Genomic DNA, 24355 nt, shown 5'->3' with positions numbered 1-24355 from the left:
AGAGAGGCGGCCTGCCCCTACGGACGGGGCGCATTCACCACTCGTTCAGTGCTTGCACCCTATTCCGGGCATCGTCATGGATAGGGTCCAAATGCAGCGTCTAACTCCCCTGATCGCATCGCTTTTGCTCGCCGCATCGGCGCTGGGTCCGGCCGCGTTTCCCGGCCAGGCGCAAAGCGAAGATGCGCTGCGCGATCAGGATGCGGCGCTCGAAGCGCGGGAGGCGGGGCGTCTTCTCAGCCTTGGTGACATTCGCAGCAATGTCGCCGGCGTCGTCGGCGGCAAGTTCCTCGGCTGCGACTGCGATCCCCACGCCGCACGCTACCGCATGAAGTTTCTGCGGGAGGGGAAGGTCGTAATGGTGGACGTAGACGCCCGAACAGGCAATATCCTGCGCATCAACGAATAGCGGGGGACACGCGTCCGCCGCACCGGCCGACAGAAGAAGGGCAGACCCCATGCGCCTCCTTATCGTGGAAGACGAACCGACCCTTGGCGAGCAGCTGAAGGAAACCCTGGAAGCGAACGGCTATGCCGTCGACCTCGCCACGGATGGGGAGGACGGTCATTTCATGGGCGCGGAGGAAAGCTATGACGCCGCCATCCTCGATCTCGGCCTGCCGGAGATGGACGGGCTGACGATTCTCGACAAGTGGCGAAAGGCGGGTGTGACCATGCCCGTGCTGGTGCTGACCGCGCGGGACAGCTGGTCCGACAAGGTGGCCGGCCTCGATTCCGGCGCTGACGACTATCTCGGCAAACCCTTCAAGATGGAGGAGCTGATCGCGCGGCTGCGCGCGCTCATTCGCCGCTCCGCCGGTCTCGCGTCTTCCGAACTGACGGCGGGAGACGTGCGGCTCGACACGCGCTCCGGCCGCGTAACGCGCGGCGGTCAGCCGGTCCGCCTGACCGCGCAGGAATATAAGCTGCTGAGCTATCTTATGCATCACAAGGGCAAGGTCGTCAGCCGGACCGAGCTGATCGAGCATATTTACGATCAGGACTTCGACCGCGATTCCAATACGATCGAGGTTTTCATCACGCGTATTCGCAAGAAACTCGGTGCAGAGCTGATCGAAACGATTCGCGGCCTTGGCTACACGCTCGACGATCCCGAAAACCGCCCCGCCTGACGTTCCCGCGGGGGAGGATGGGCCGCAGCGCGGCCTGTTCGCGCGGGTCGGGCGCCGCTTCGGTCCGCGCACGCTGGCGCGCCGCATGCTTGCGGTCGCGGCGATGTGGATCGCCTTTTCCCTGATCGTCGGCGGCTTCTTCCTCGACCGCACCGTCAGCGGCATCGTTGCCGATCAGTTCGACAATCAGCTCGAAGAGCGGCTGCAGGCCATGATCGCCAGCAGCGAACTGTCCGCGCGAGGGGAGGTTCGGTTCAGCCGTGACTGGGCGGAGCAGCGATTCCTGGAGCCCCTGTCGGGTCTTTACTGGCAGGTGTCGAGGACCGGGCAGCCACCCTATCGCTCCCGCTCTCTCTGGGACCGTGCCCTCGACGTCGCACCGGCCGGCACCGACCAGACGTTGTTCTATGATCAGCAGTTCGGCGACGAGCCGTTGCGTATCGCCCAGCTCGACGCCACGCTGCCCGGCAGCAGAACGGTATTCCAGTTTCAGGTCGGCCAGAACCGCACGGCTCTCGATGCGCAGCTGCGCCGGGTCAGCAAGACCGTCTTTTGGTCGCTGGGTGTCCTTGGCCTGGTGCTGATCGTCCTCGCGGCGCTGCAGGCGACCTACGGCCTGTTGCCACTCCGGCGGGTGGGGCAGGAGGTGGGGGCCGTCCGCGCCGGGCGGGCGCAGCGCGTTTCGACCGATTTCGTTCGGGAGGTTGCCCCCCTGATGGTGGAAATCAACGCGCTGCTGGCACAGGCGGAAAGTCAGGCGGAATCCGCGCGGCGTCACGCCGGCAACCTCGCCCATGCGCTGAAGACCCCCATGACCGTGCTGATGAACGAAAGCGAGGGGCAGGCCTCGCCGCTTGCCGAAACGGTGCGGCGGCAGACGGCCTCCATGCGCCGCCATGTCGATCATCACCTGGCCCGGGCCCGCGCGCTCGGTCGCCGCGGTGCGCTGAACATGCGCAGCGCCGTCTGGCCCAGCCTGGAGGCGCTGCGCCGCACTGTGGAGCGCATGTATCCCGGCGCCGTCACCATCGACCTCGACGGCGAACGGGACATACAGTTTCTGGGCGAAAGCCAGGACCTTGAGGAGATGGCCGGCAACCTTCTCGACAATGCCGCGAAATATGGCGGCGGCCGGGTGTTCGTCACGGTCGGCGCCGCCGGCACCGGACATTTCTTCATCGACGTTGAGGATGATGGTCGCGGCATTCCAGAGACCGCCCGGGCGCGTATTTTTCAGCGCGGCACACGGCTCGACACGGACAAGCCGGGAACCGGGCTTGGCCTCGCGATCGTCAAGGACGTCGCGGAAATCTACAGCGGCCGGATCGAACTTGGCGAAAGCGAAGACCTCGGCGGCCTCACCGTCCGTCTGATCCTTCCCCGCGCCCGGCAGTAGAGCCGGTGGCCCTGGGCAATCGAACCGGTCTTTAGCGGGGCTCGGCTTTCCAGCAGGAGGCAAAGCTCTCGAAGGAGGCGTCTATCCACTCCGCGAGCGGCGTATCGGCATTGGACGTCATCGTCAGGTCCCCCGTCTTGTACGAGGAGGGCACGCGAAGGCGATAGCTGGCGCCGTCGAGCACGATTCCGGCAGTCTTGCCGTTAATGCCATAGGGTGCGGGAGAGGGCGTATCGATGTCCCGCATGCTTTCTACGACGGTGCGAGCGGCGGGGCAGGCACCACTGTCGGTCGAGCGGGTTTCCGGAGCGCTGTCCAAACGCTCGGTCGTGTAGCGAAGCTCGTAGATCGGACCCCTCTCCGATCTTCCACCTTGCGTGCTGATCTCTACGGTTTCGTCGACGTGGTTCAGCGCTCCGGAGCGGCTGAATTCCGCCCATGGGGCGGACATTGATAGCTGAGCGGCGACAGCGGCAATCATGATTGTGAGCAAGACCAACTCCCTATCCCATAAGGAGGAATCTCTTTGCACCCTATTGCCGGCAGGGCAAGCGCCCGCGGTTTTGGGTTCAGGAGCTGCCGTCATAAGAAAAGGCGCCGGACCCCACATAAGGGGGCCGACGCCTCTTAAAAATCAGGTCCGTGCTAGAACTTCGCGCGGATACCGAAGGTGTAGATGGAATCGTCGTAGCGGACGTCCCGGCCACGATAGGACTGCTGAAAGTAGCTCTTGTACTTGTTGCGCAGGATGTTGGTGCCGCCGACCGTCAGACGAATATCCTCGTTGAGGTCATAGGCGATGCTGAGGTCGAGACGGCCGCCGGGGCGCACATAGTTGAGGACGTTCGGTGTGTAGACCTCCTCGATGCGGTCGGCATCGACTGGGCGCACGACGTTCAGGCCGGTGGCGTCGCCATCATAGTAGCGCGAGCGGTAGGTGTAGACGAGGCGGGTCGACAGGCCGAACTTCTCGTAGAGGAGGCCAGCGTTGAAATTGTGTTTCGACACGCCCTGCAGCGTCTCTCCGAACAGATTGTCGTCCTCGGCCGTCACCTCGCTGTCGACGAGCGTATAGTTGCCGAACACGCCGAAGCCGGAGAGCGCGCCGGGCAGGAAGTCGAAGAAGGTCTGGCCGCTGACCTCGACACCCTTCAGCTCCGCCGCGCCCAGGTTGCGCGGACGCGAGATGTTGTAGGTATTGCCATCGATCACCTCGGCGCTTGCGGATGTGATAATCCGGTCGCTGATTTCGCGGTAGAAGGCGGCGACGGCGAGGAAGCCGTTCTGGAAGTAATACTCCAGGGTGGCGTCATAGCTGTCGGACTTCTGCGGACGCAGATCCGGATTGCCAGCCGAGCCCGAATTGATGACGTTCGGGTTGGTTGCCAGCACGTAGTTGATACCCGGATTCAGCGAACCAAATCCCGGCCGGCGGATCGTCTTGCTGTAATTGGCGCGCGCCTGCAGACCGCCGCCGAAGTCGATACGCGCGCTGGCGTTCGGCAGCACGTCGGTGTCGGTCGTGGAGGATTCCACCGGCACCGGTACGCCGTCGACGAGGCCCGCGCCGGCAATGGTGCGCTCGGTGCGGGTGGGACGCACGCCGATCAGGCCGTCGATGTTGATCGTATCGCCCAGCGGAATATCGTAGGCAGCCTGAATATAGGCGGCATAGGTTTTTTCCTGCGCGTCGAAGCGGCGCTCGGCCTGATATTCCGGATCGCCGAGCGGCAGGCCGTAGAAGCCGCGCAGATAGTCGCGGCCCTCATCGGAGCGCAGATAATCCGGGTTCGGGGTCAGCACCGGCGCACCGTTGTTCTGCCGCGGAATGCCCGGCGTCGTCACCAGGAAGTCGCTCGGAAGACCCGTCGCATCGCTGATGGGCGTGTTGAGATCGCCGCCCGGCGCAGCAATGTTCAGAAGCGCCTGATCGGAGCGGGCCGAGCGATCCGCAAAGCGGCCGCCGATCTGGATTCGGTCAATGATGCCGCCGATTTCATATTCGGCGTCCAGCTGCGCGGCAAGCATGTCGCCGGTGCTGCGCGTGAAGTTCTGATTGAGGCCGTTGCGGAAGAAGAACCCGTCCGGATTGTAGAGCGGATTGCCGGGCTGGAAGTAACGGCCGCCATTGCCATCGTTCGTGACGATCTGGATTTCCTCGATCCGCTTGCCGATGTCGACGATGAACGTCTCGTTCGTATAGGTTGAATCCTGGTACGAGAAGTCGCCGTCCAGCTTGAAGGCGTCCTTCTCATAGCGGAAGCCGAGAGCGCCCAGATAATTGTTGGTCTCTGCCGTGCGCGACTGCGTGCTGGTCATGCCCGTCGCGTTGCTGAACGTCGCCGAGGTGACGTTGCAGAGGGTCTGAACGGTGTAATCCTCAAGATAGGGCTCGCCGCCATTCACGTTCGGGTTCTGGATGACGCGGGCGTTGAAACCAGCATTGTTGACGCGGGAGGTGAAGCAATTGTCGTCGGTGACGATGTTGGACACCTCAGTGCCGGGATTGAAATACTGCGTCGAAACGAAAACCGACTGGTTTTCCGAGCGGAAGCCCGTGAACAGGCCGTCGGCGTAGATTTCGAGGTCCGGCGATGCCTGCCATTGCAGCGAGGCATTGGCTTGCGGACGCTCGTAATCGCCGTATTCGTTCAGGCCGCCGGTCGCGTTCGGCAGCGCCACGCCGGGTGTTTCGAGTCTGAATGTGCCGCTGCGACGCTCCGCAAGGAAGAAATAGGGCCGGTTATAGTCGGTGCGCGACCAGGTGACGTTGATCAGCGCGCCGATGTCGCCGATGCCGGTTTCCCAGGTGTCGGTCGCCAGGAAGCCGAGCTGCGGCGTGATCGTGTCGGTGTTCGAGGCATGATTGCCGCGCGCCGTGACGACGACGGTCGGGTCCTGAAAATCGAACGCCTTGTTCAGCTGCAGGTCGGTGATGCCGGCAATGCCGCCTTCGATCAGATCGGCGGTCGAGGACTTGATGACGTCGACGCGCGCCAGCGCCTCGGCCGGCAGGTCCTGAAATTCGAAGGTGCGGCCGGCGGTCGAGAACAGCTCGCGCCCGTCCACCGTCGTCAGAATGTCGCTGAGACCGCGGATAAGGACGCCGGTGATCTCGTTATTGCCGCCGACGGTGACCTGCACGCCGGGCACGCGCTGCAGCGCGGCGGCCGTTGTCGGGTCCGGGAACTTGCCGATGTCGTCCGCGATGATCGAATCGACCACCTGATCGGCATTCTGCTTGATCTCCGCCGCGCGCTCCAGCGAACTGCGAATGCCCGTGATGACGATCGGCTGCTGCGCCGAAGGCTGCTGATTATCGGCAGGAACCGTTCCGACGTCAGAGGGCGTCTCTTCTTGTTCCTCCGGCAGCGGCTGGGGCGCTGCCTGCTGCGCCGACGCTGCCGACGTAAGAGTGAATGCCGAAACGGTACCGAGCACGAATGCGCGCCATGTCATAATAATACTCCCCATGGATCTTACCGGGAAACACCCGGTGTTCTCGCGCGCCGCGATAGCGAGTCTCACTCCACTTCGTAAAGATAAAAAGGATAAATAAGATAATTACGAACTGGGCGTGGCCAATGGGCGACACATCCGCTGAAACAATGAACCGTCCCGACGGATCAAAGCGGCGGACGCGGAACAAGCCCCCCCCCGTCAGTGCCGCGCATCCCCCAAACGCGGCACACCGATGGAGGTCGGATCACCGATATCAATGGGCACGAGGCCGAAGTGCATGCGCCATGGTGCCGTCGGATCATTCCCGAACATTGTATACCAGAACTGCCCGTCCCGATCGCGGAAGGCCGTACCATGGCCGCCATGCGGCGCGCCGAGCCGGCGCTGGCTGTAGGGTCCGAATAACGACGTCGATGTCCCGTACATCATGTCATAGGTGCCGTGGGTGCGGAGCGGGCCGTGCCATTCCGCCCCTGTCAGGAAGTAGATCCCATCGACCCTGATCAGGCCGTTGCCTTCATAGCCGACGGCATCGCCGTCTAGGTCGACGAGCTTTCGCACCGCACCGTCGAACCCGTCTCGTTTTGCGTTCAGGCGGCCGATGCTGCCGCCGCCCCACAGAAAGTAGAGGCCGTCCTCATCCTCGAACGGGAAGCCGTCTATGCCTTCGACGAAATAGCTGCCCGATGTGTTGACGTAGGGCCCTTCCGCTTTGCCGCTTGTGGAGCGGTACAGCCATGTCTTGCCGCCGACGCCGCGCTCCATCACCGAGAAGGCGAGATAGAAGGTCTTGTCGCCCTCGACCCACTTGATTTCCGGGGCCCAGAGTTCGGCGATATTGCCGCCGAAATCATAGCCCATGTCCTGCCACTCGAAAATGAAGCCGACCTCTTCCCAGGTCTCCAGATCGGCGGAACGCCACAGCTTCACCCCGCCGTTCGGCCGGTGATAGCCATAGCCGTCGAGGGTCCCGACGAGGTAATAATAGCCATCGCCGCCTAGCGTCACGGACGGATCGCGCATGGTTTCGCTGGTGACGAGCGGGCGGCGGCCGGCAACGGCGCTGTCTTCCGTCAGGACGGATGCCGATTGGCGAAGGCGGCCATCCGGTGCCCGCTCGAGCGGCACCAGCCCGACCTGTTCGCAGAACATCGCGAAACCGTCCTCGCAGCGAGGGTTGTAGGTCGCTGCAAGCGCGCCGCCTGCCAGCTTCAGGAGGGAGCCGCCGCCGCCATGCGGCACCGCCAGCATTCGCATCGTGAACGGGCCGTAGGGCGTGGGCGCCTCTGCCAGGAACAGGTCGTCGGTCGCGGTGCGCAGGCGGCCGGTCACCTCGCTGGCTGCGAGAATGTAACGATCGCCGTCGCGGATCATGGCGGCGCCGGTCTTGCCGATGTGCGTGCGCACCGGCCAGTCCTTGCCGACCGGTGAATGTTCCGCGAACAGAGCCTGGTCGGGCTTCAGGACGCGCGGCGCTTCGGCGAGTGCGGAAAAATCCTCGTTGAGCCGGGCGATGGAGCCGCCGCCCCAAAGCAGATATCCCGTGCCGTCATCATCGACGAACAGGGAAACGTCGCTGGCCCCGTCGACGAGGCAGGGCGACGCGGCGAACGCGCCGCCGGGGGCGGCGGCCATGCCGCCCGCGATGCGGGCGCAGCCGGTTTTGTCCGAAAAGGCGATGTAGAGCGCAGGTCCAGCTACAGTGAGCGAGGGGGCGAGATAGCGTTCGGACACATCCCCCGGCACAATGCCTTCGCCCTCGATCTTCGCAGGACCCCAGTTCTTCCATGTCTGCCGGTCGGGCGAGGTCCACAGTTCGACGCCGTGACGCGTTCCGGTCCTCAGCGTCGTGCCAGTCAGGATCCAGCTGCCGTCCTCCCGCTGCGCGAGGGACGCATCGCCGATGGGCCGCTCGGAGAAGAACGGCGTTACGGGCTGTGCGTCCTCGTCCGGCATGACCACGGCATTACGGTCCATCGACGGATGATCTGAAAAAATATCGTCGGCGACCGCCTTCTTGAACGTCTGCTCCTGCGCCCCGACGGGCGAAAGGCCGGCGGCGCCGGTAATCAGGCAGGAAGCAATGAGGTAGGAGGCGGCAAGATAAAGGGAACTGCGCATGGTCATTTCTGCAAGGCCTTGAAGTCGTCGATCCAGGCATAGTTGAAGGCGTCGCTGCCATCCGGGTTGGGCTGGACGGTCCGCCCGGCAACGACGCTGTTCAGCAGCCACGGCGTCTTGTCCGGTCCGAAATTCGCCGACATGGAACTGCCCTGTTTGAAGCCGTAGGTGGCGACCGCGAGGCGTCGCGTGTCGCGGAAAATCTTCATTTGATTGCGGATGTAGTGCTTGCGCGTCTCGAACCATGGGCTCAGCCGCAGGAAATCGTCCCATTGCTGCTTGGGGAAGGGATCCTTCAGGGCCGCCTCTATGACCTCCCAATTCTGCGTGGAGGCCGGAAGATCGTACTTTTCGGCATAGTCAGGCGAGACCGGCTCCTTCATCTGCGCCTGCCACCACCAGATCAGCGAAAATTCGGTGACGGTGAATTTCTGATCCGGCCGCATGCGCGGCAGGATGTAGGCGAGAAAGGGCCTGGAGGCTTCAATCGCGGGAATGTGGGGGTGAATGTTCACGCCGTCGATCGCCGGCGTCGCCTTCACGAAGGCCATCCAGCGCTCCGTGGACGGCGTGCGGTTCCTTTCAAGATCGAGCCGGTTCAGCGCGCCCATGTAAAGACGCGTCTTGCAATCAGAGGCGCAGTGCCCGTCCCGATAGTCGATCACGCGCTCGGCCATCGCCTCGTAAAAGGCGTTCAGGTCGAGATCGCGATCCTCTTCCCGGCTTTCGATATAGGGTTCGTTGCCGACGACCAGAATGTCGACCTTGCCCATGACGAGCGGGAGAACGGCGTCGAGGCGCGCCAGCTCGCGCTGCATCTCCGCGCTGCCGGCTGTTGGAAAGTCTTTCCGGTGATATGGCCATTTCAGCGTCAGCATGGTCCGATAGCCGTGCGCGCCGACATCGAGGATGGTGCGCACGGCCCCATGTTGAGCGGCGCCGCCGTCGACTTGCGGCATCGGCAGGAACAGCCGAACCCATTCCGCATCGGCCCTTTCCAGATCGCGGTAATCCACGTCCTCGAAATGCTCGTTGAAATTGGCGCCGAGCGCTTCTTGTGCCGTGGCGGCGGATGACAGCGCGGCAGTGCATGCCAAGGCCAGTGCAATCTTCCTCGTGGCGGGAACGCTCACCATGATTTTTCTCCCCAAATAATAGTGTTCTTGTCGTCAGGCTTCCCTCAGGGGCGGCTTCGCCCGGCACTCTCGATCCGGTCCAGTTGCGCCGCCATTGCCCGCGCAATTTCCGGCCGAGACGCGGCCAGATCGTTCCGCTCCCCCGGGTCCTTTTGCAGATCGTAGAGCTGGTCTCTCGGCTGCGTGCCGATGGCATTGCCGTGAAATTCGTGCGGTTCGACGCTGCCGCGGATCAGTTTCCACCGGTCGGTACGAAGCGCCAGAATGCGTTCGCCGCTGCTGGCGACTGTCGTACCCGTCGTCACCATCAGTTTCGTATCCTCGACCGCATGATCGCGGCCCTTGTCGGTCCGGCCCATCAGCGGCGCGAGCATATCGAGGCTGTCGACCGCCGCATCGCGGGGCAGGGGGCGGCCGACCAGAGCCGCGAGGGACGCCGCCATGTCGACATGATCGACGAGCGCGCTGGAGACATGGCCTGCCCTGACATGCCCCGGCCAGCAGGTGATCATGGGGACGCGGGTGCCGCCCTCGAAAATGCTGTATTTGCCACTGCGGTATATCCCGGACGGATCGTGATCGCCGGCCAGTTCCACGGCCCGGTCCTCGTAGCCGTCGAACAGGATCGGGCCGTTGTCGCTGCTGAAGATGACCAGCGTGTCGTCCGTCAGGCCCAACTCGTCCAGCGTGCGCATCAACTCGCCCACCGACCAGTCGAGCTGCAGGATCGCGTCGCCGCGCGGTCCCATGCCGGATTTACCGACGAACCGAGGATGGGGCGCGCGCGGCACATGCGGTTCGTTCACGGCATAATAGAGGAAGAAGGGATTGTCCGAATTGGCGGTCATGAAATCGACTGCCTTGCTCAAGAGCAAGTCGCTCAGCTCCTCATCGCGCCAGCGGGCCGCATGGCCACCCTCCATATAGCCGATGCGGCTGATTCCGTTCACGATCGTGTTCGAATGTTCCGGGTCCGCGCCGTATTTCAGCGCCTCGGGATGCTCCGCGCCGGTTGGCTCATCGCCGATCCTCGTCTTGTAGTTGACTCGAATGGGATCGGCGGGATCGAGGTTGTGCACCCGGCGCCCGTCGATGAGCACAGTCGGCACGCGGTCGAGCGTGGCGGGTATGAAGAAGGCTTCGTCAAAGCCGATATCGCGGGGGCCGGGGCCAATCTCCTCGTTCCAATCCACCGATCCGTTCCCCAGACCGAGATGCCATTTGCCGACAAGGCCCGTCGCATAGCCCGCATCCTTCAGCATGGCGGGAAGGGTGAAGCGGCCCGGACGGATCAGCGCCGGGGCGTCGCCGGGCAGGATCTGCGTCCCGGAGGCGCGCCAGGCATAATCGCCGGTCATCAACGCATAGCGGGACGGCGTGCAGGTGGCCGACGGCGAATGCCCGTTGGTAAAGCGCGTGCCGCGGGCGGCGAGCCGATCAATATTCGGCGTATGAATCGTATCCGCCCCGTAGCAGCTGAGATCGCCGTAGCCGAGATCGTCGGCATAGATGATGAGGATGTTGGGTTGCCGGTCAGGGCTGCCGGCCAACAGTTCCGACGGCAGCAGGCAAATCGATGCCCCGGACAGCAGCAAACTTCGCCGTGTTAGCGCCATAATACCAATCTCCCCTTCGGCAACGCTGCGGCATATCCGATTTATAATATTTACTCAAATGGCGCTCAGCGCAGCGCTTTCGGACGTCCTTGCCGGCGGGAATACATCAGATAAATAATATACGCATCTTTGGGAGGAAGTCATGATCTATCGCGCTGGACTCCGGCCACGCTCGTCAATGCCCAGCACAAGGGGGCGGGCTCAGCGGATCCTTAAGCAAGGCTGGCTGTATTCCAGCCTTGCTGCTCGCGTCCGTTCAGCGCTTTTCACGTTAAGGCGCCTGCGCAGAACGCAGGTTTGGCCGATCGTCTTGGTGCTTGGGGCATTCGCTCCCGCCAGGGCGGCGGATAAGCCGGTGGACGATATCTTCCTCGACCACCCATCAATGGATCGAAACGCGACCACCCAGCCCGATGCGGAGGCGCATGCGGTTCGGGCGTTTTTCCGCGAAAGGGCGCTTCTCGACGCGTCGATAGCGCGCAGCGATGCCGGCACTTGGTTCCTGACCGGAACACCTCAGCGCGACGGTCCAAAGGACGGCGTGCGACTTTGGGCCTCCAGGGACCGACAGACCTGGGACGATCTGGGGGCCGTGCACGCGCGCGGACGACGCCTGCTTGCGCCAGAGGTCAGCATTCGCGGTGATCGTATGTTCCTGACCTTCCAGGACCAGGATGGCTGCGCGCGTATCGCCATCGGTTCCGCGTCCGCGCCGCAGAGGCCATATCGGGAAAGCCCCTGCCTGGTCCCCGATGCACGGGATCCGTCCCTGTTCCTTGACGGTGATGGCAGCGCCTATCTCTTATGGGCGGGCGGGCGTATCGGCCGGCTGTCGCCGTCTCTCGATGCGCTCGCGGAGGCGCCCCGCTTCCTGAAACCCGACCCCGTCCTGTTCGCCGCGCCCCTGCCGGAGGGGCAGGATTGGCCCGTCCGCCTGCGGATCGGCGAAAGAGGCGCGGCGATGATCAGGGATGGAGATCGCTATCTGATCGCTGCCAGCGAGGTGACCGGGCGGATGCGGTCGCCGACGGAGGACGTGTTCATGGCGTCCGCGCCCACGCCGTATGGGCCGTTCACCCGCCGCTTCCTGGCGGTGCCTCATGCAGGAAGGACATCGCTGGTTAGAGGGGCGAACGGTGCGCTTCTCGCGACGTACAATCCGCAATGTGCCGATCGCTACGCGCTCTTTTGCGAACAGGTCGGTTTCGTTCCCCTTCAACATGCGGACGATGGCCGGCTGCGCCCGGCAAGCGAGGTCCTGACCGAAAGCAGCGCGGTCGCGTCGGCAATTCCCGCCGATGCCGACATTCAGATCCGCGATCCATCGGTCACGCTCGCGGGCGACGGCCGTTATTACCTGGTGGGGACGACGGGGAAGAACCGGGAGGCCGAGGGCGAACTCGCGCTCTGGCACTCGGACGATATGCGAAGCTGGACGGAAACCAGACTTCGTTTCGACCGGAACGGCCTTGGCCGCAGCTTTCGAAATGCAGTTGCGCTTTGGGCGCCGGAAATCAAATGGTCGGAAACCGACGGAACATTCTATCTGGCATTCTCGATGATGGAGCGGGACGTTGGCGGCAGGACCTGGCTCTACCGAAGTACGTCCGGACGAGCCGAAGGTCCCTATGAGAACGTCACGTCCGGCAGCCTCGCCACGGGGATCGACGGTTTCATATTCGAGGATTCGGACGCGCTCTATCTGCTATGGGGCGGCGGAAATCTGGGCAAGTTGAACGCCCGGCGCGACGGCTTTGAAGGGGAGCCCGTCAAGCTGGTCGATACCGACGGCGAGCATGTGGGTTACGAAGGGAATGCCCTCGTCCGCATCGGCGACACCTACTTCATAACCGGCGCCGAATGGAACGGTCCGCTGCGTACGCACGGAACCTATGACATGATGTACGCCGCCTCCCGCTCCATCGAGGGTCCCTATACGAAACGCCGGGTCGGCGCGCCGCACGCGGGACATGGAACCGTGTTCAAGGACCGCGCCGGCTGCTGGTGGACGACCATGTTCGGCAACGACGTCACGGCGCCCTTCCGCAAGCGCTTCGGTCTCGTCCCGATCCGCGTCAGCCTTGCCGGCGAACTGACCCCCGGCACGTGCCGCGAGGGCGAACTCGTGCCGGATTGATCGGGACCGCACGGGAATCGTTGACGTTGGTAAGCGCCGGCCTCGTCACAACGGTGGCGAGCAGCGGCGAGCGAAGAAGGGCGTCCGGCATGACGGCGTCTGTCCTTAGTTTCGCAAGCGCCCTCCTGCGCGTCAGCTCTTCATCGTTCCGTCGGGGTTCAGCATGACCGTTCGCCCTGCCGCGGCGGAGGCGTAGATGGCCTCGATCAGGCGCACGTCTCGCAGCCCCATCTCGCCCGGTGTCCTGATGGACGTCCCGTCGCGGACCGCATCGGCCAGATGGTCGAGTTGCCGCGCGAACTGGACGGTCGGATCGCCCGGCTCGAAGTCCCGCGACGTGCGGCCATCGGCGCCCCGCCCCTCCAGCACCAGATTCTGGCCCGAATAGCTGGTCGCCGGTTCCATGATCAGCGCCCCGGTCGCCCCGCGGGCATGGACGAAGTTGGTGCCCAGCGAATCGTAGGAGGTCGCAAGATGGGCGACGGCGCCGGAGGGGAAGCGCCATTGTGACGCGACATGGGCGAAAATCTCGGCGAAACGCGGATCACCGCTCGGCCGAAAGGCGGCGGCGCTGATGCTTTCGGGCATTTCGCGGGACAGGTAGAGCGCGGCCTGGAGACCGTAAATGCCGGTATCCTCCAGCGGGCCGCCGCCGGCAAGCGCGCGGTTCACGCGCCAGTTCTCGCTCGGCGTCGTCGGCTCCATGCGGCTGGCCTGTTCGGACCGGATCAGGCGAAGCGGACCGACGGCGTCCTGCGCCATCAGATCCATGGCTTTCAGATTATGCGGCTCGAAATGCGAACGATAGCCGATCATCAGCTTGCGGTCCGCACGGCGGCTTACGGCAATCATGCGCTCGCACTCGGCGCTGGAGAGCGCCATCGGCTTTTCGCACAAGACATGTTTGCCGGCGGCAAAGGCGCGCTCCGTCCATTCCGCATGCAGCCCGCTTGGCAGCACGATGTAGACCGCATCGACGTTCGGGTTTTGCGCGATGTCCGCGAACGATTCGTAGGAATATTGAGCATCCCGCGGCACGCCATAGGCATCGCCGACCTTGCGCAGCTTGTCGGGGTTTCCGGAGACGACAGCAGAAACGTGCGCGCGCTCCGCGTCGGCGAAGCGCGGCATCATCTGATTGAGCGCATAGCCGCCCAGCCCGACGATCGCGAAGCCGAGGCTGTCTGCGCGCTTTTTGCGAGGAGGCGTGGCTGGCAGCTCGACGCCGTCCGGCATGGGCTGGCCTGTCGCCCGCGCCTCGCCTCGCTCCTGATGCGCAGCGGCGGGAAAGCCTGCGGCAAGCATCAGGGATGCCGCCGCCATGCCGCCACCGGCGCCGATGAAACCGCGCCGCGTCAAATTCTTGTCGATCATGGAGTGCCTCCTTTTTTAGCGGCTCGCCCATATCTGCCTGATTCGCGAAGCCCTGCGTCGCCCCAATCCGCTCCCCAACGGATCAGGCGGGCTTGCGCTCCGTCGGCAGGGAAACCGGAAGACGGGGGCCAAGTGATTTCAAAGGAAAGAAGGAGCCCGGCAGTGGCTGGTTGGTAGCGGCTGGATGCCCCGTGAGGATTCGAACCTCAATTGACGGAGTCAGAGTCCGTAGTCTTACCATTAGACGACGGGGCATTGGCGCTTTTCTCTCCGGCGGGCGTGCGGCGTCGATCTCGGCGACGCTCCGGCGGAGGCCGGCCTGATAGGGGCAGGGGGTGCGGCCTGTCAACGCCTGTCCGCATCGGGGCGGGCGCCAACTTGCCTTTGCGTCTCAGCCGGTGCTACCACCATGGGCAGGCTACCGGTGCGGATTTTCCGTCCGGCACGAATAGAGATAGTAAGGTGGGATCGATGGCGACGAGCGCCGCCCCCCGACCCGCGACCCGTTCGCGGGCGAAGCATATACCGAATGGCCGCCGCGTTTATGGCGCCATCGACCTCGGCACGAACAATTGCCGTCTGCTGATCGCGCGTCCGACGCGCGGCGGCTTCTACGTCATCGACGCCTTTTCCCGCATCGTCCGCCTTGGCGAGGGGCTGCTGGATACCGGCCGCATCTCGCAGACCAGCATGGACCGTGCGGTCGAGGCGCTGTCCGTATGCGCGGAAAAGCTGCAGCGCCGCGATGTCTGGGTGACGCGGAACGTCGCGACGGAGGCGTGCCGCCGGGCAGCCAATGGTCCGGAGTTCATCGAGCGCGTCTTCGAGGAGACCGGCATCGCGCTCGACGTCATCACGCCTGCCGAGGAGGCGCAGCTGGCCGTCCTCGGCTGTCAGGCGCTGTTCCGCGACGAATATGATTATGCTCTCGTGTTCGACATTGGCGGCGGATCGACGGAGATCAGCCTTGTCGAATGCGAGGGCAAGCGAGCGGTGCGCCAGCTTGGCTGGAACAGCGTGCCCTGGGGTGTCGTCTCCTTGACGGAAACCGAACTCGGACGCGGCGAGGAGGAGGATACGCTGGAGGCGCGGATCGCAGCCTATCACCGCATGCGCCGCCGGGTGGTTGAGAATCTGGAGCGGGCAAAGCCGATGCTGACGCCGCCGGGCGGATCCTTCGACCGGATGCAGCTTCTGGGGACGTCCGGCACCATCACGACGCTGACCAGTCTGCATCTGGGACTGCCATCCTATGACCGCAGCCAGGTCGACGGCGCATGGGTGGAATCGGGCGCCATGCGCGCCATCGCCTCCAGCCTCGCCTCCATGAGTTTCGAGGAGCGGGGCGAGCAGCCCTGCATCGGCCGCGAACGCGCGACCATGATCGTCGCCGGCTGCGCTATTCTGGACGCCATTCTGGGCGCCTTTCCCGTGCCCAATCTCTGCGTTGCCGATCGCGGCATCCGCGAGGGCATCTTGCGGACCCTGATGCAACGGGACGGTCATCGATGAGCAAGACGTCAAGTTCCGGCGGGCGGCGCGGCGCGGCCGGCACCGTGCGCGTGAAGACGGCGCGCGGTCGTTCCAACAGCTCGACGCGGTGGCTGCAGCGGCAGCTGAACGACCCCTATGTGAAGGAGGCAAAGGCGCAAGGCTATCGCAGCCGCGCCGCCTTCAAGCTGAAGGAGCTGGACGAGAAGTTCGGCCTGCTGAAACAGGCGAGCCGGGTCGTCGATCTGGGCGCGGCGCCAGGCGGCTGGACGCAGGTCGTGCTCGAGCGACGACCGAAGGCGCGCGTCGCGGCCATCGATCTTCTCGACATGGATCCCATCGAGGGCGCGGAGATCCTGACCATGGATTTCATGGCCGACGAGGCGCCGGATGCGCTGATGCAGGCGCTGGGCGGGCCGGCCGATCTCGTTCTCAGCGATATGGCGGCAAATACCATCGGGCATAAGCAGACCGATCATCTGCGGACCATGGCGCTGGTCGAAACGGCGATGGATTTCGCGGTGGACGCGCTTGCACCCGGCGGCGCTTTTGTTGCGAAGGTGCTCGCTGGCGGTGCGGACTCCGCGCTTGTGAGTGAACTGAAACGGCGCTTTACGAGCGTCAAGCACGTCAAACCGCCGGCCAGCCGCAAGGGCTCGTCGGAATGGTATGTCGTCGCGCAAGGGTTCAAGGGGGCCGGCCCCGTGCCGGAATGAAAAATCCGATTGGGAGAGAAGAGTTGAAGACGATGTTGATCTGCGGCGCGGCCGCCGCCGCGCTGCTGACCGCCTGCACGCCGACCGGGGATGACGGCGCGGCGAACGATGGGCAGGCGGCACAGACCGAGGCCGCGGTCGAGATTCCAGACGCGCCGGCCGTGGAGGTGGCCAATCTGAAGTCCATCACCGAGACTCTCTCTTCCGACGAATATGAGGGCCGCGCACCGATGACGCCGGCCGAGGATATGACCATCGATTATATCGCCGAGCATATGGAGGCAGCCGGCCTGCAGCCCGGCAACAATGGCGAATGGTTCCAGGAGGTCCCACTCGTCGAGATCACCACGGACCCGAAGACGGCGGACTTGAGGTTCATGCAGGACGGCAAGCCGCTCTTCACTGCTGAATATGGTGCCGATGAGGTCGTTTGGACGAAGCGGGTGCGGGAAGAGGTTTCGCTCGACGATGCGGAACTCGTCTTCGTCGGCTACGGCATCAACGCGCCCGAAAAGGGCTGGAACGACTATGACGGCGTCGACATGGAGGGGAAGGTCGCCGTCATTCTGGTGAACGATCCCGATTACGAGATGGAGGGGTTGGACGGTCCCTTCGGCGGCCGCGCCATGACCTATTACGGTCGGTGGACCTATAAGTATGAGGAGGCGGCGCGCCAGGGCGCGGCGGGCGCGATCATCATCCACGACACCTTCCCTGCCGCCTATGGCTGGCAGACGGTCGAAAGCAGCTGGACCGGCGCGCAGGTCGACATGGCCAGCCAGGACGACGGCGCCAGCCGCGTCGCCGTCGAGGGTTGGGTGCAGAAGCCGGTGGCGGAGCGCCTGATGAAGGCGTCCGGCAAGGACCTCGCCGCGCTGATGGCGAGCGCGAAGAAGAAGGGGTTCGAGGCCGTTCCGCTGGGCATCACCGCCTCGACCAAGCTGAACAACACGATCCGCCGGCAGATGTCGCACAATGTCGTCGGCGTTCTTCCAGGCACGCAGCGGCCGGAGGAATATGTCCTCTATTCCGCGCACTGGGATCACGTCGGTCGCTGCAAGGCCGATGAAACCGGCGATGATATTTGCAATGGTGCACTCGACAACGCCTCGGGCATTGCAGGTCTGATCGAGCTTGGCCGCATGCAGGCGGAAGCCGGCGCGGCGGAGCGCTCCATGGTCTTCCTGGCGGTGACGGGTGAGGAATCGGGTCTCCTCGGCTCCGCCTATTACGGTGCCAATCCGATCTATCCGCTGGCGCAGACGGTGGGCGGCGTGAACATGGACGGCCTGAACACCATGGAGCCGACGAACGATGTCGTGGTCGTCGGCGCTGGGAAGAGCGAACTCGACGACCTGTTCCAGCCGCTCGTCGCCGCGCAGGATCGCCGGATCGAGCCGGAAACCTCGCCGGAAAAGGGCAGCTATTATCGCTCCGATCATTTCAGCCTGGCGAAATACGGCGTGCCGATGCTCTACGCCGGCAGCGGCGTCGATGTCGTCGGCAAGGGCGCGGAATATGGCCGGCAGCAGGAAGCGGACTACATCGAGAACCGCTATCACCAGCCCGCCGACGAATATGATCCGAGCTGGACCTGGCAGGGGGCGGTCAAGGATCTTGCCCTCTACTATCAGTTCGGCCGGGTTCTGGCGGATAGCGAGCGCTGGCCCAACTGGCGCGAGGGCGACGAATTCCGTGCGATCCGCGACAAGAGCCGCGCCGGCGCGGAATGAGCCTGCCGCCACCGGAATGGGCACCGGTTGCCCGCATCTACACGGCATGGCCCTGGCGCCGCCGGGAATGGCACGGGGCGCTTGAGGCGGCGCAGCAGGGGGCAGCCTTCCTGCTGCGTGCCATCGTCGTCGGCGGCACGCCGGCGACGATGCTCGTGCCGGATGCAGCCGCCGAGGCTGCCGCGCGGGCTGCGGTGGGCGACCTGCGCGGGGCGGACTTTCTCCGGACACGCTACGGAGACATCTGGCTGCGCGACACCGGGCCGATCTTCGCCGGCGACCGCGCCGCTGCGTTTCGGTTCAACGGCTGGGGCGGCAAGTTCGAGATGCCGGGGGACGAGCGCGTCGCGGCCGTGCTGGCACGGCGCGAGGGTCGGCGGCTGGACGCGCACGACTTCGTTCTGGAAGGGGGCGCGATCGACCATGACGGCAACGGCCTCGCCATCACGACAGAGGAATGCCTTCTCAATCCGAACCGCAATCCGGGCATGGACAGGCAGGATGTCGAGCGCGCCGTTTGCGAGGCGCTGGGATTCGACCGCCTGATCTGGCTGGGTCGGGGTCTGGCAAAGGACCATACCGACGGCCATGTGGACAATCTGGCCCGCTTCGTTGCGGTCGGCCGCGCCGTGGTGCCGCAGGCGATGGGGACCGACGATCCGAACGCCCTTGTCTATGAGGACGCCGCGCGTCGACTCGCCGAGGCGCGGATCGATGTGGTGCGCATCCCCTCCGCCGGGCGCGTGAAGGGCACTGACGGAGAGATCGTGCCGGCGAGCTATATGAACTTCATTCTGACCAACGAGAGGGTCATCGTGCCCACCTACGCCGTTCCCATGGACAAACCGGCCGTTCAGGCACTGGGTGCGTTGTTTCCGGGGCGGGAGGCCATCGGTCTGGATGCGCGCGCGCTTCTATCGGGGGGCGGCGCGTTTCACTGCATGACGAGGGAGGTGCCGGCATGAGGATGGTGACGGCCGCCGGACTGCAATTGTCCTTCACCGACGATGAGAGGGCCGACATCCAGGCGACGTCCGATCTGGTTGCGGATGCCGCGCGGGCCGGTGCCAATATCATATTGCCGCCGGAGCTGTTTCAGGGCCATTATTTCTGCCGTTACGAGCGCGAGGATTTGTTCGAGCGCGCAAGGCCGCTATCCGACAGCCCGCCCGTTCTCGCCATGCAGAAGGTCGCGAAACAGACCGGCACCTATATCCCCGCCAGCTTCTTCGAACGCGACGGGGTTCACCATTATAACAGCATGGCGATGATCCGGCCGGATGGCGAGATCGACGGCGTTTACCGGAAGAGCCACATTCCGGACGGTCCCGGCTATGAGGAGAAATTCTATTTTCGGCCCGGAAACACGGGCTTCAAGGTCTGGGACACGAGCTTTGGCAAGATCGGCGTCGGCATCTGCTGGGACCAGTGGTTTCCGGAAACCGCGCGCGCCATGGTGTTGATGGGCGCGGAATTGTTGTTCTATCCGACGGCCATCGGATCCGAGCCCGAGGAACCCGACCTCGACACCGCCGCGATGTGGAAGCGCGCGATGACAGGCCATGCAGTCTCCAACACCTGTCCTGTCGTCGCAGCGAACCGAACGGGAACCGAGGACGGCCAAACCTTCTACGGGTCCAGCTTCATCGTCGATGAATATGGTGATACCCGGGACGAGTTGGACCGGATGGAGACCGGGTTCGTATGCAGGGCGTTCGATCTTGACGTCGTCAGAGGGCATCGGGCCAGCTTCGGCTTTTTCCGCGACCGCCGGCCTGATCTTTACGGGCGATTGTCAAAAGACGTCTGACGCTGAGTAATGGGACTGGCGATCAGTTCGTTGCCGTTCCCCAGATCGACGATCAGCCTGCCGTCGTTGATGGTCCAGCCCAGGGCGTCGTCCATCGCCGCCAAGGCCATGCGTCCGAATGCGCCGTCCCCCTCGGCCTCGCAGTCGCCGCGCGTCAGGCGCATGCCTGTCGGGTTTCCGTTCGGGATATTTCCGTCCGAGCCATCCTCCGGTTCGGCCTCTTCCCGGGCGCCGCTTGCCGCCTCCAGCTGGGTGAAGCCATTGCCGTCCAGGGCAAGCGGCAGGTGTGCAGCGCTGCAGCCGGCGGTGCCGCCGATATGCCCCCTTCGATCGAAGCTGAGGGTCGCCACGGTGTGCGCGTCCGCCGGCGGGACCTCTTCCCCGACGGCAAGGATGCGCCAGACCGTATTTTCAAGCTCTTCCGGCGGCTTTACGGCTCCGGCGCAGCCTGTCAGCGCATTCCCGCCATGGGCGAAGGTCACGCCGTGCGGATGCGCCGGTGCAAGCTGCGGATCTCGGCAGGCCCCCGGCATGACGCGCAGCGTCGAGCGGCTTTCAGGTAATTTCAGCTCGTGCGAGCCGGACGTGACGGTGCCGCTGTAGGAGGCGGCGTACCATCCGCGCCGTTCCGGCGTTCGAAAGACCAGTTGCTGCGGTGTCAGCAGGGCGTGCCACGTCCCGCCCGTCCCGGTAATGGCAAGCGTTTCGGACAGCCGCGCCGGCTCCGCGCTCTTGACCGGGCGATTGAGTTCGCGGGCCGCGCGCAGTCCTGCGCCGGTGACAGAGCGGGCGGCACGGCCGAGTGGCGTTTCGCTTTCGCTGGTCGCCGCGCCATCCGCGTCCGTTTCGTTCCCTGCATTTCCCGCAGGCCGCGTGCCTGCCGGCGATTGGGTGTCATCACGCGCGGCATCACCATCGCAAGCGGCGATCAGGCACAGGCTGGCAAGGGCCAAACGGGCGCTCAGGCGGCCGTTGCCGCTGCCTTGTACCTGTCCTTCAACAGGCGCTTGTACAGCTTGCCTGTATCGTGGCGCGGCAGTTCCTTCTCGAAATCGATGCTTCGGGGGCATTTTACGTGGCTCAGCCTTTCCCGCACGAAGCCGATCAGCTCGGCCTCCAGTTCGGGGCCCGCATCGGCCCAGTTCCGGGGTTGTACCACAGCCTTCACCTCTTCGCCCATCTCCTCGTGCGGGACGCCGATGACGGCGACGTCGGCTACCTTCGGATGCATGACGAGAACGTCCTCCGCCTCCTGCGGGTAGATGTTCACGCCGCCAGAGATGATCATGTAGGCGGCGCGGTCGGTCAGGAACAGATAACCGTCCTCATCGACATAGCCGATATCGCCGAAGGTAGCGCCGTGCTCGGGATGTTTCGCACCGGCCGTTTTTTCCGGCGCATTGTGATATTCGAAATCGCCGCCGCCCGCGAAGAAGATGCGGCCCTCGCGGCCCGGCGGCAGGGGGTTGTCGTCCTCACCCAGGATACGGATCTCGCCGACATAGGATTTGCCGACGCTGCCCGGCTTCGCCTGCCACTCCTCCGCGTTGATGGCGCAGAAGCCCGTCCCTTCCGTGGACGCGTAATATTCGTGGATGACCGGCCCCCACCAGTCGATCATGCGCCGCTTGACCTCGACTGGGCAGGGCGCGGCGGCATGGATCGCCACCTGAAGCGAGGAGGTGTCGTAACGTGCGCGCACATCCTCCGGCAGTTTCAGCATGCGCACGAACATGGTGGGGACCAGTTGGGAGTGCGTGATCCGGTGTTCCTCCACCAGCGCCAGATAGCGTTCCGGGTCGAAGCTCTTCATGACGACGACGGTGCCGCCGAAACGGTGGACCGCCATGCAATAGCGCAGCGGCGCGGCGTGATAGAGCGGCGCAGGCGATAGATAGCGCATGTCGGGCGAGAAGCTGTACAGCATCTTCGTCAGCCCGAGGAGCGCATTGGGTTCGTCAAGCGGCCCCTCCGGCAGCGGCCCTGTGATCCCCTTGGGCTGTCCGGTCGTGCCGGAGGAGTACAGCATATCGCGGCCCTGGCTTTCGTCGGAGATACGTCCCGGCGGCTGCGCGGCAAGTTCAGGTTCCAGGGGGTCGAATCCCTCGATCGGTCCGCCCAGCGAATAGCCTCCCTTCGGCGCGGTCAGCGCCTTCGCAACGTCCGCGAGGGCGCCATGGGCGATGACGATATGGGCACCGGAATTCTCGACGATATACTGCGTTTCCTGCGGGCCGAGCTTAGTCGACATGGCGACGAAGATCAGCCCCGCGCGCTGCGCGCCCCAGCAAAGCGGCAGATATTCCAGGCTGTTTTCCAGGAGGAAGGCGACCGTATCGCCTCGCTGCAGCCCTTGTCCGCGGAAGAAATGCGCCGCCCGGTTCGATTGCGCCTCAAGTTCCGCATAGCTGAGCGTCCCGGACCCGTCGGCCATGATGATGGCGGGTTTTTCGGGCGTGGCGGCGGCGTGAACGAACGGATGCACGGCTTGAACCTCCCCAGGATCAGGTTGTGGGCGGGGAGGGTAGGGGTCGTGAAAACCCCTCACAACCGCGAGAAAAGAGGGGGGTCAGCGCGCCAAGGAAATGCCCGCTCGCGGCGGCGCGCCCCAGCGGTTCGCGCGGCGCTGGCCGGGGATCGTCCCAACGATGATGACCGCGATCCAGTAGGTGCCCGCCAGAAGCAGCGCGATTTCGGATCCGGGGCGCCACTCCCGGCCGAAATATACGGCAAGTCCGATCATGGCGGCCTGGCCTCCGAACAGCCCTGTCAGCCACCAGCCGCTATGCCCTGCATCGTGAAGACGCGGAATGCCCAGCGCCAGCAATGCCAGTTCCATCAGCCCCGGCGGCAGGCCCAGGCTGTTCAGCACGAACAGAACGGCCAGAACGGCGCCCATCGCCGTCCAGTAGGATGCCCGGTTCAGCCGAACCTTCCGCATGATCTCCCCGTCCGCGTGCGTGGTGTGGGCCAAAAGGCATAAGCGGTTGATCGGCGCGCCGACAAGCCTGGGCAGCGTCTCTCACAAAGTCGTCATCCCGGCGCAGGCCGGGACCATGCCGTGACAGGTCGTCCAAAGCGGAAGTCCAAAACAAATGGGGTGGGTCCCGGCCTGCGCCGGGATGACGATGGTGTTGATCGGTCAGGCCGAAAAGGAGGGACCCCCCGAACCTTCCACCGGACAAGTCCCGTCAGCCTACCGCCCCAGCAGCTTCGCGGCGTCGCGTGCGTAGTAGGTAAGGACGCCGTTGACGCCGGCCCGCTTGAAGGCGGTGAGCACCTCCAGAATCGCGCGATCGCGTTCCAATATGCCCCGCTCGATCGCGAGCTGCATCATCGCATATTCGCCGGACACCTGATAGGCGAAGACTGGTGCATTGAAGCGCGCCTTCACCCGCGCGATGATGTCGAGATAGGCAAGGCCCGGCTTCACCATGACGCTGTCCGCGCCTTCCTCCAGATCCATTGCGACCTCGCGCATCGCCTCGTCCGAATTGGCGCCGTCCATCTGATAGGTTTTCTTGTCGCCCTTCAGGAAGCCGCCGGATCCGACTGCGTCGCGAAACGGGCCGTAAAAGGCGGAGGCGTATTTGGCGGCGTAGGACATGATCTGCACGTCGCGGAAGCCCTCTGCCTCCAGGGCCTGCCGTATGGCGGCGACGCGGCCGTCCATCATGTCGGACGGCGCGATGATGTCGGCGCCGGCGCGCGCCTGATTGACCGCCTGCGCGGCAAGGATGTCGAGGCTCTCGTCGTTGAGGATGCGGCCATCGCCCGACAGCAGCCCGTCATGACCGTGGCTGGTGTAGGGGTCGAGCGCGACGTCAGTCAGCAGGCCGATGGGAATGCCCGCATCCTTCACGGCGCGGCAGGCACGGGCCATCAGATTGTCTGGATTGACCGCCTCTCGCCCATCCTCGCTGCGCGCATCGGGCGGCGTGTTGGGAAAGAGGGCGAGGACGGGAATGCCAAGATCGACCGCCTCCCGCGCCGCCTCGACGATCAGATCGACAGACAGCCGGTCGACGCCCGGCATGGCGCCGACAGGCTCCCGCTCATTTTCCCCGTCTCGGATGAAGACCGGCCAGATCAGGTCGGCGGGGGTCAGGACGTTCTCGGCGTGCAGGCGGCGCGACCAGTCGTGCGCGCGGGGACGGCGAAGGCGAAGGGCGGGAAAGCTGGCTGTCATGACCCCGCAAATTCAACTTACCGTTGAACTTTGCAAGGGCT

General features: G+C 64.5%; 19 protein-coding genes and 1 tRNA gene. 9 read left to right on the top strand and 11 right to left on the bottom strand.

What is annotated here, in order from left to right; all coding sequences use genetic code 11:
- Nucleotides 1-91 precede the first annotated feature (91 nt).
- The 3 genes from C725_RS12130 to C725_RS12120 are packed head-to-tail and all read left to right on the top strand — an operon-like array spanning nt 92 to nt 2529.
- Nucleotides 92-409 carry a PepSY domain-containing protein gene (locus C725_RS12130; RefSeq protein ID WP_008603381.1) on the top strand — a complete coding sequence of 106 codons (318 nt, stop codon included), beginning with the start codon at nt 92-94 and terminating at the stop codon, nt 407-409.
- 49 nt (nt 410-458) lie between these two features.
- Entirely contained in the window at nt 459-1133 is a 675-nt protein-coding gene (locus C725_RS12125; RefSeq protein WP_008603380.1) for a response regulator transcription factor, read from the top strand.
- A complete protein-coding gene (locus C725_RS12120) occupies nt 1093-2529 on the top strand; it encodes a sensor histidine kinase (RefSeq protein WP_008603379.1) in 1437 nt (478 codons plus the stop codon). The genes C725_RS12125 and C725_RS12120 overlap by 41 nt, the downstream gene beginning before the upstream one ends.
- A gap of 31 nt (nt 2530-2560) precedes the next feature.
- On the opposite strand, the gene C725_RS12115 is transcribed toward C725_RS12120, so the two are convergent.
- The 5 genes from C725_RS12115 to C725_RS12095 all read right to left on the bottom strand — a co-directional run bounded on the left by C725_RS12115 (nt 2561) and on the right by C725_RS12095 (nt 10864).
- Nucleotides 2561-3022, bottom strand: coding sequence for a hypothetical protein (locus tag C725_RS12115; protein ID WP_038283177.1), 462 nt, complete (start codon nt 3020-3022; stop codon nt 2561-2563).
- Nucleotides 3023-3174: 152 nt separating this feature from the next.
- Nucleotides 3175-5988: a TonB-dependent receptor gene (locus C725_RS12110; RefSeq protein WP_008603377.1), complete on the bottom strand. Its 2814-nt coding sequence runs from the start codon at nt 5986-5988 to the stop codon at nt 3175-3177.
- Between the two features lie 201 nt (nt 5989-6189).
- Nucleotides 6190-8112: a family 43 glycosylhydrolase gene (locus C725_RS12105; protein ID WP_038283135.1), complete on the bottom strand. Its 1923-nt coding sequence runs from the start codon at nt 8110-8112 to the stop codon at nt 6190-6192.
- Between the two features lie 2 nt (nt 8113-8114).
- Complete coding sequence (locus C725_RS12100; RefSeq protein ID WP_008603375.1) at nt 8115-9248, bottom strand: hypothetical protein; 1134 nt, start codon at nt 9246-9248, stop codon at nt 8115-8117.
- 44 nt (nt 9249-9292) lie between these two features.
- A complete protein-coding gene (locus C725_RS12095) occupies nt 9293-10864 on the bottom strand; it encodes a sulfatase family protein (RefSeq protein WP_008603374.1) in 1572 nt (523 codons plus the stop codon).
- Nucleotides 10865-11219: 355 nt separating this feature from the next.
- On the opposite strand from C725_RS12095, the gene C725_RS12090 reads away from it, so the two are divergent.
- On the top strand, nt 11220-13001 hold the full coding sequence (locus C725_RS12090; protein ID WP_008603373.1) for a family 43 glycosylhydrolase: 1782 nt from the start codon (nt 11220-11222) through the stop codon (nt 12999-13001).
- Between the two features lie 132 nt (nt 13002-13133).
- On the opposite strand, the gene C725_RS12085 is transcribed toward C725_RS12090, so the two are convergent.
- Both C725_RS12085 and C725_RS12080 read right to left on the bottom strand, forming a co-directional pair.
- Nucleotides 13134-14375, bottom strand: coding sequence for a Gfo/Idh/MocA family protein (locus C725_RS12085; protein WP_008603372.1), 1242 nt, complete (start codon nt 14373-14375; stop codon nt 13134-13136).
- A 181-nt stretch (nt 14376-14556) separates the two neighbouring features.
- Nucleotides 14557-14630, bottom strand: a tRNA-Gln gene (locus C725_RS12080).
- Between the two features lie 216 nt (nt 14631-14846).
- On the opposite strand from C725_RS12080, the gene C725_RS12075 reads away from it, so the two are divergent.
- Genes C725_RS12075 through C725_RS12055 form a run of 5 tightly spaced genes read left to right on the top strand, consistent with a single transcriptional unit; the run spans nt 14847 to nt 20125 of the window.
- Entirely contained in the window at nt 14847-15887 is a 1041-nt protein-coding gene (locus C725_RS12075; RefSeq protein WP_008603371.1) for a Ppx/GppA phosphatase family protein, read from the top strand.
- A complete protein-coding gene (locus C725_RS12070; protein ID WP_008603370.1) occupies nt 15884-16582 on the top strand; it encodes an RlmE family RNA methyltransferase in 699 nt (232 codons plus the stop codon). The genes C725_RS12075 and C725_RS12070 overlap by 4 nt, the downstream gene beginning before the upstream one ends.
- Nucleotides 16583-16614: 32 nt before the next feature.
- Nucleotides 16615-18315: a M28 family metallopeptidase gene (locus tag C725_RS12065; RefSeq protein ID WP_008603368.1), complete on the top strand. Its 1701-nt coding sequence runs from the start codon at nt 16615-16617 to the stop codon at nt 18313-18315.
- Nucleotides 18312-19280, top strand: a complete 969-nt coding sequence (locus C725_RS12060; protein WP_008603366.1) for an agmatine deiminase family protein — start codon at nt 18312-18314, stop codon at nt 19278-19280. The genes C725_RS12065 and C725_RS12060 overlap by 4 nt, the downstream gene beginning before the upstream one ends.
- Nucleotides 19277-20125, top strand: coding sequence for a nitrilase-related carbon-nitrogen hydrolase (locus C725_RS12055; RefSeq protein ID WP_008603364.1), 849 nt, complete (start codon nt 19277-19279; stop codon nt 20123-20125). The genes C725_RS12060 and C725_RS12055 overlap by 4 nt, the downstream gene beginning before the upstream one ends.
- Here C725_RS12055 and C725_RS12050 read toward each other — a convergent pair.
- The 4 genes from C725_RS12050 to hemB form a co-directional block, all read right to left on the bottom strand.
- Nucleotides 20098-21078, bottom strand: coding sequence for an META domain-containing protein (locus tag C725_RS12050; RefSeq protein WP_008603361.1), 981 nt, complete (start codon nt 21076-21078; stop codon nt 20098-20100). The two genes, C725_RS12055 and C725_RS12050, sit on opposite strands and share 28 nt — an antisense overlap.
- An 8-nt stretch (nt 21079-21086) precedes the next feature.
- Nucleotides 21087-22610, bottom strand: a complete 1524-nt coding sequence (locus tag C725_RS12045; RefSeq protein ID WP_008603360.1) for an AMP-binding protein — start codon at nt 22608-22610, stop codon at nt 21087-21089.
- 84 nt (nt 22611-22694) lie between these two features.
- A complete protein-coding gene (locus C725_RS12040; RefSeq protein WP_038283124.1) occupies nt 22695-23066 on the bottom strand; it encodes a DUF805 domain-containing protein in 372 nt (123 codons plus the stop codon).
- Between the two features lie 255 nt (nt 23067-23321).
- Nucleotides 23322-24314 carry a porphobilinogen synthase gene (gene hemB, locus C725_RS12035; RefSeq protein ID WP_008603357.1) on the bottom strand — a complete coding sequence of 331 codons (993 nt, stop codon included), beginning with the start codon at nt 24312-24314 and terminating at the stop codon, nt 23322-23324.
- Between the last annotated feature and the right edge of the window lie 41 nt (nt 24315-24355).

Origin of the sequence: Pacificimonas flava (assembly GCF_000342165.1) — a bacterium.
In the GTDB taxonomy this organism is placed as follows: domain Bacteria; phylum Pseudomonadota; class Alphaproteobacteria; order Sphingomonadales; family Sphingomonadaceae; genus Pacificimonas; species Pacificimonas flava.
Note: the sequence above shows the minus strand (reverse complement) of the source record. Positions and strands in the feature narration are given on the sequence as shown.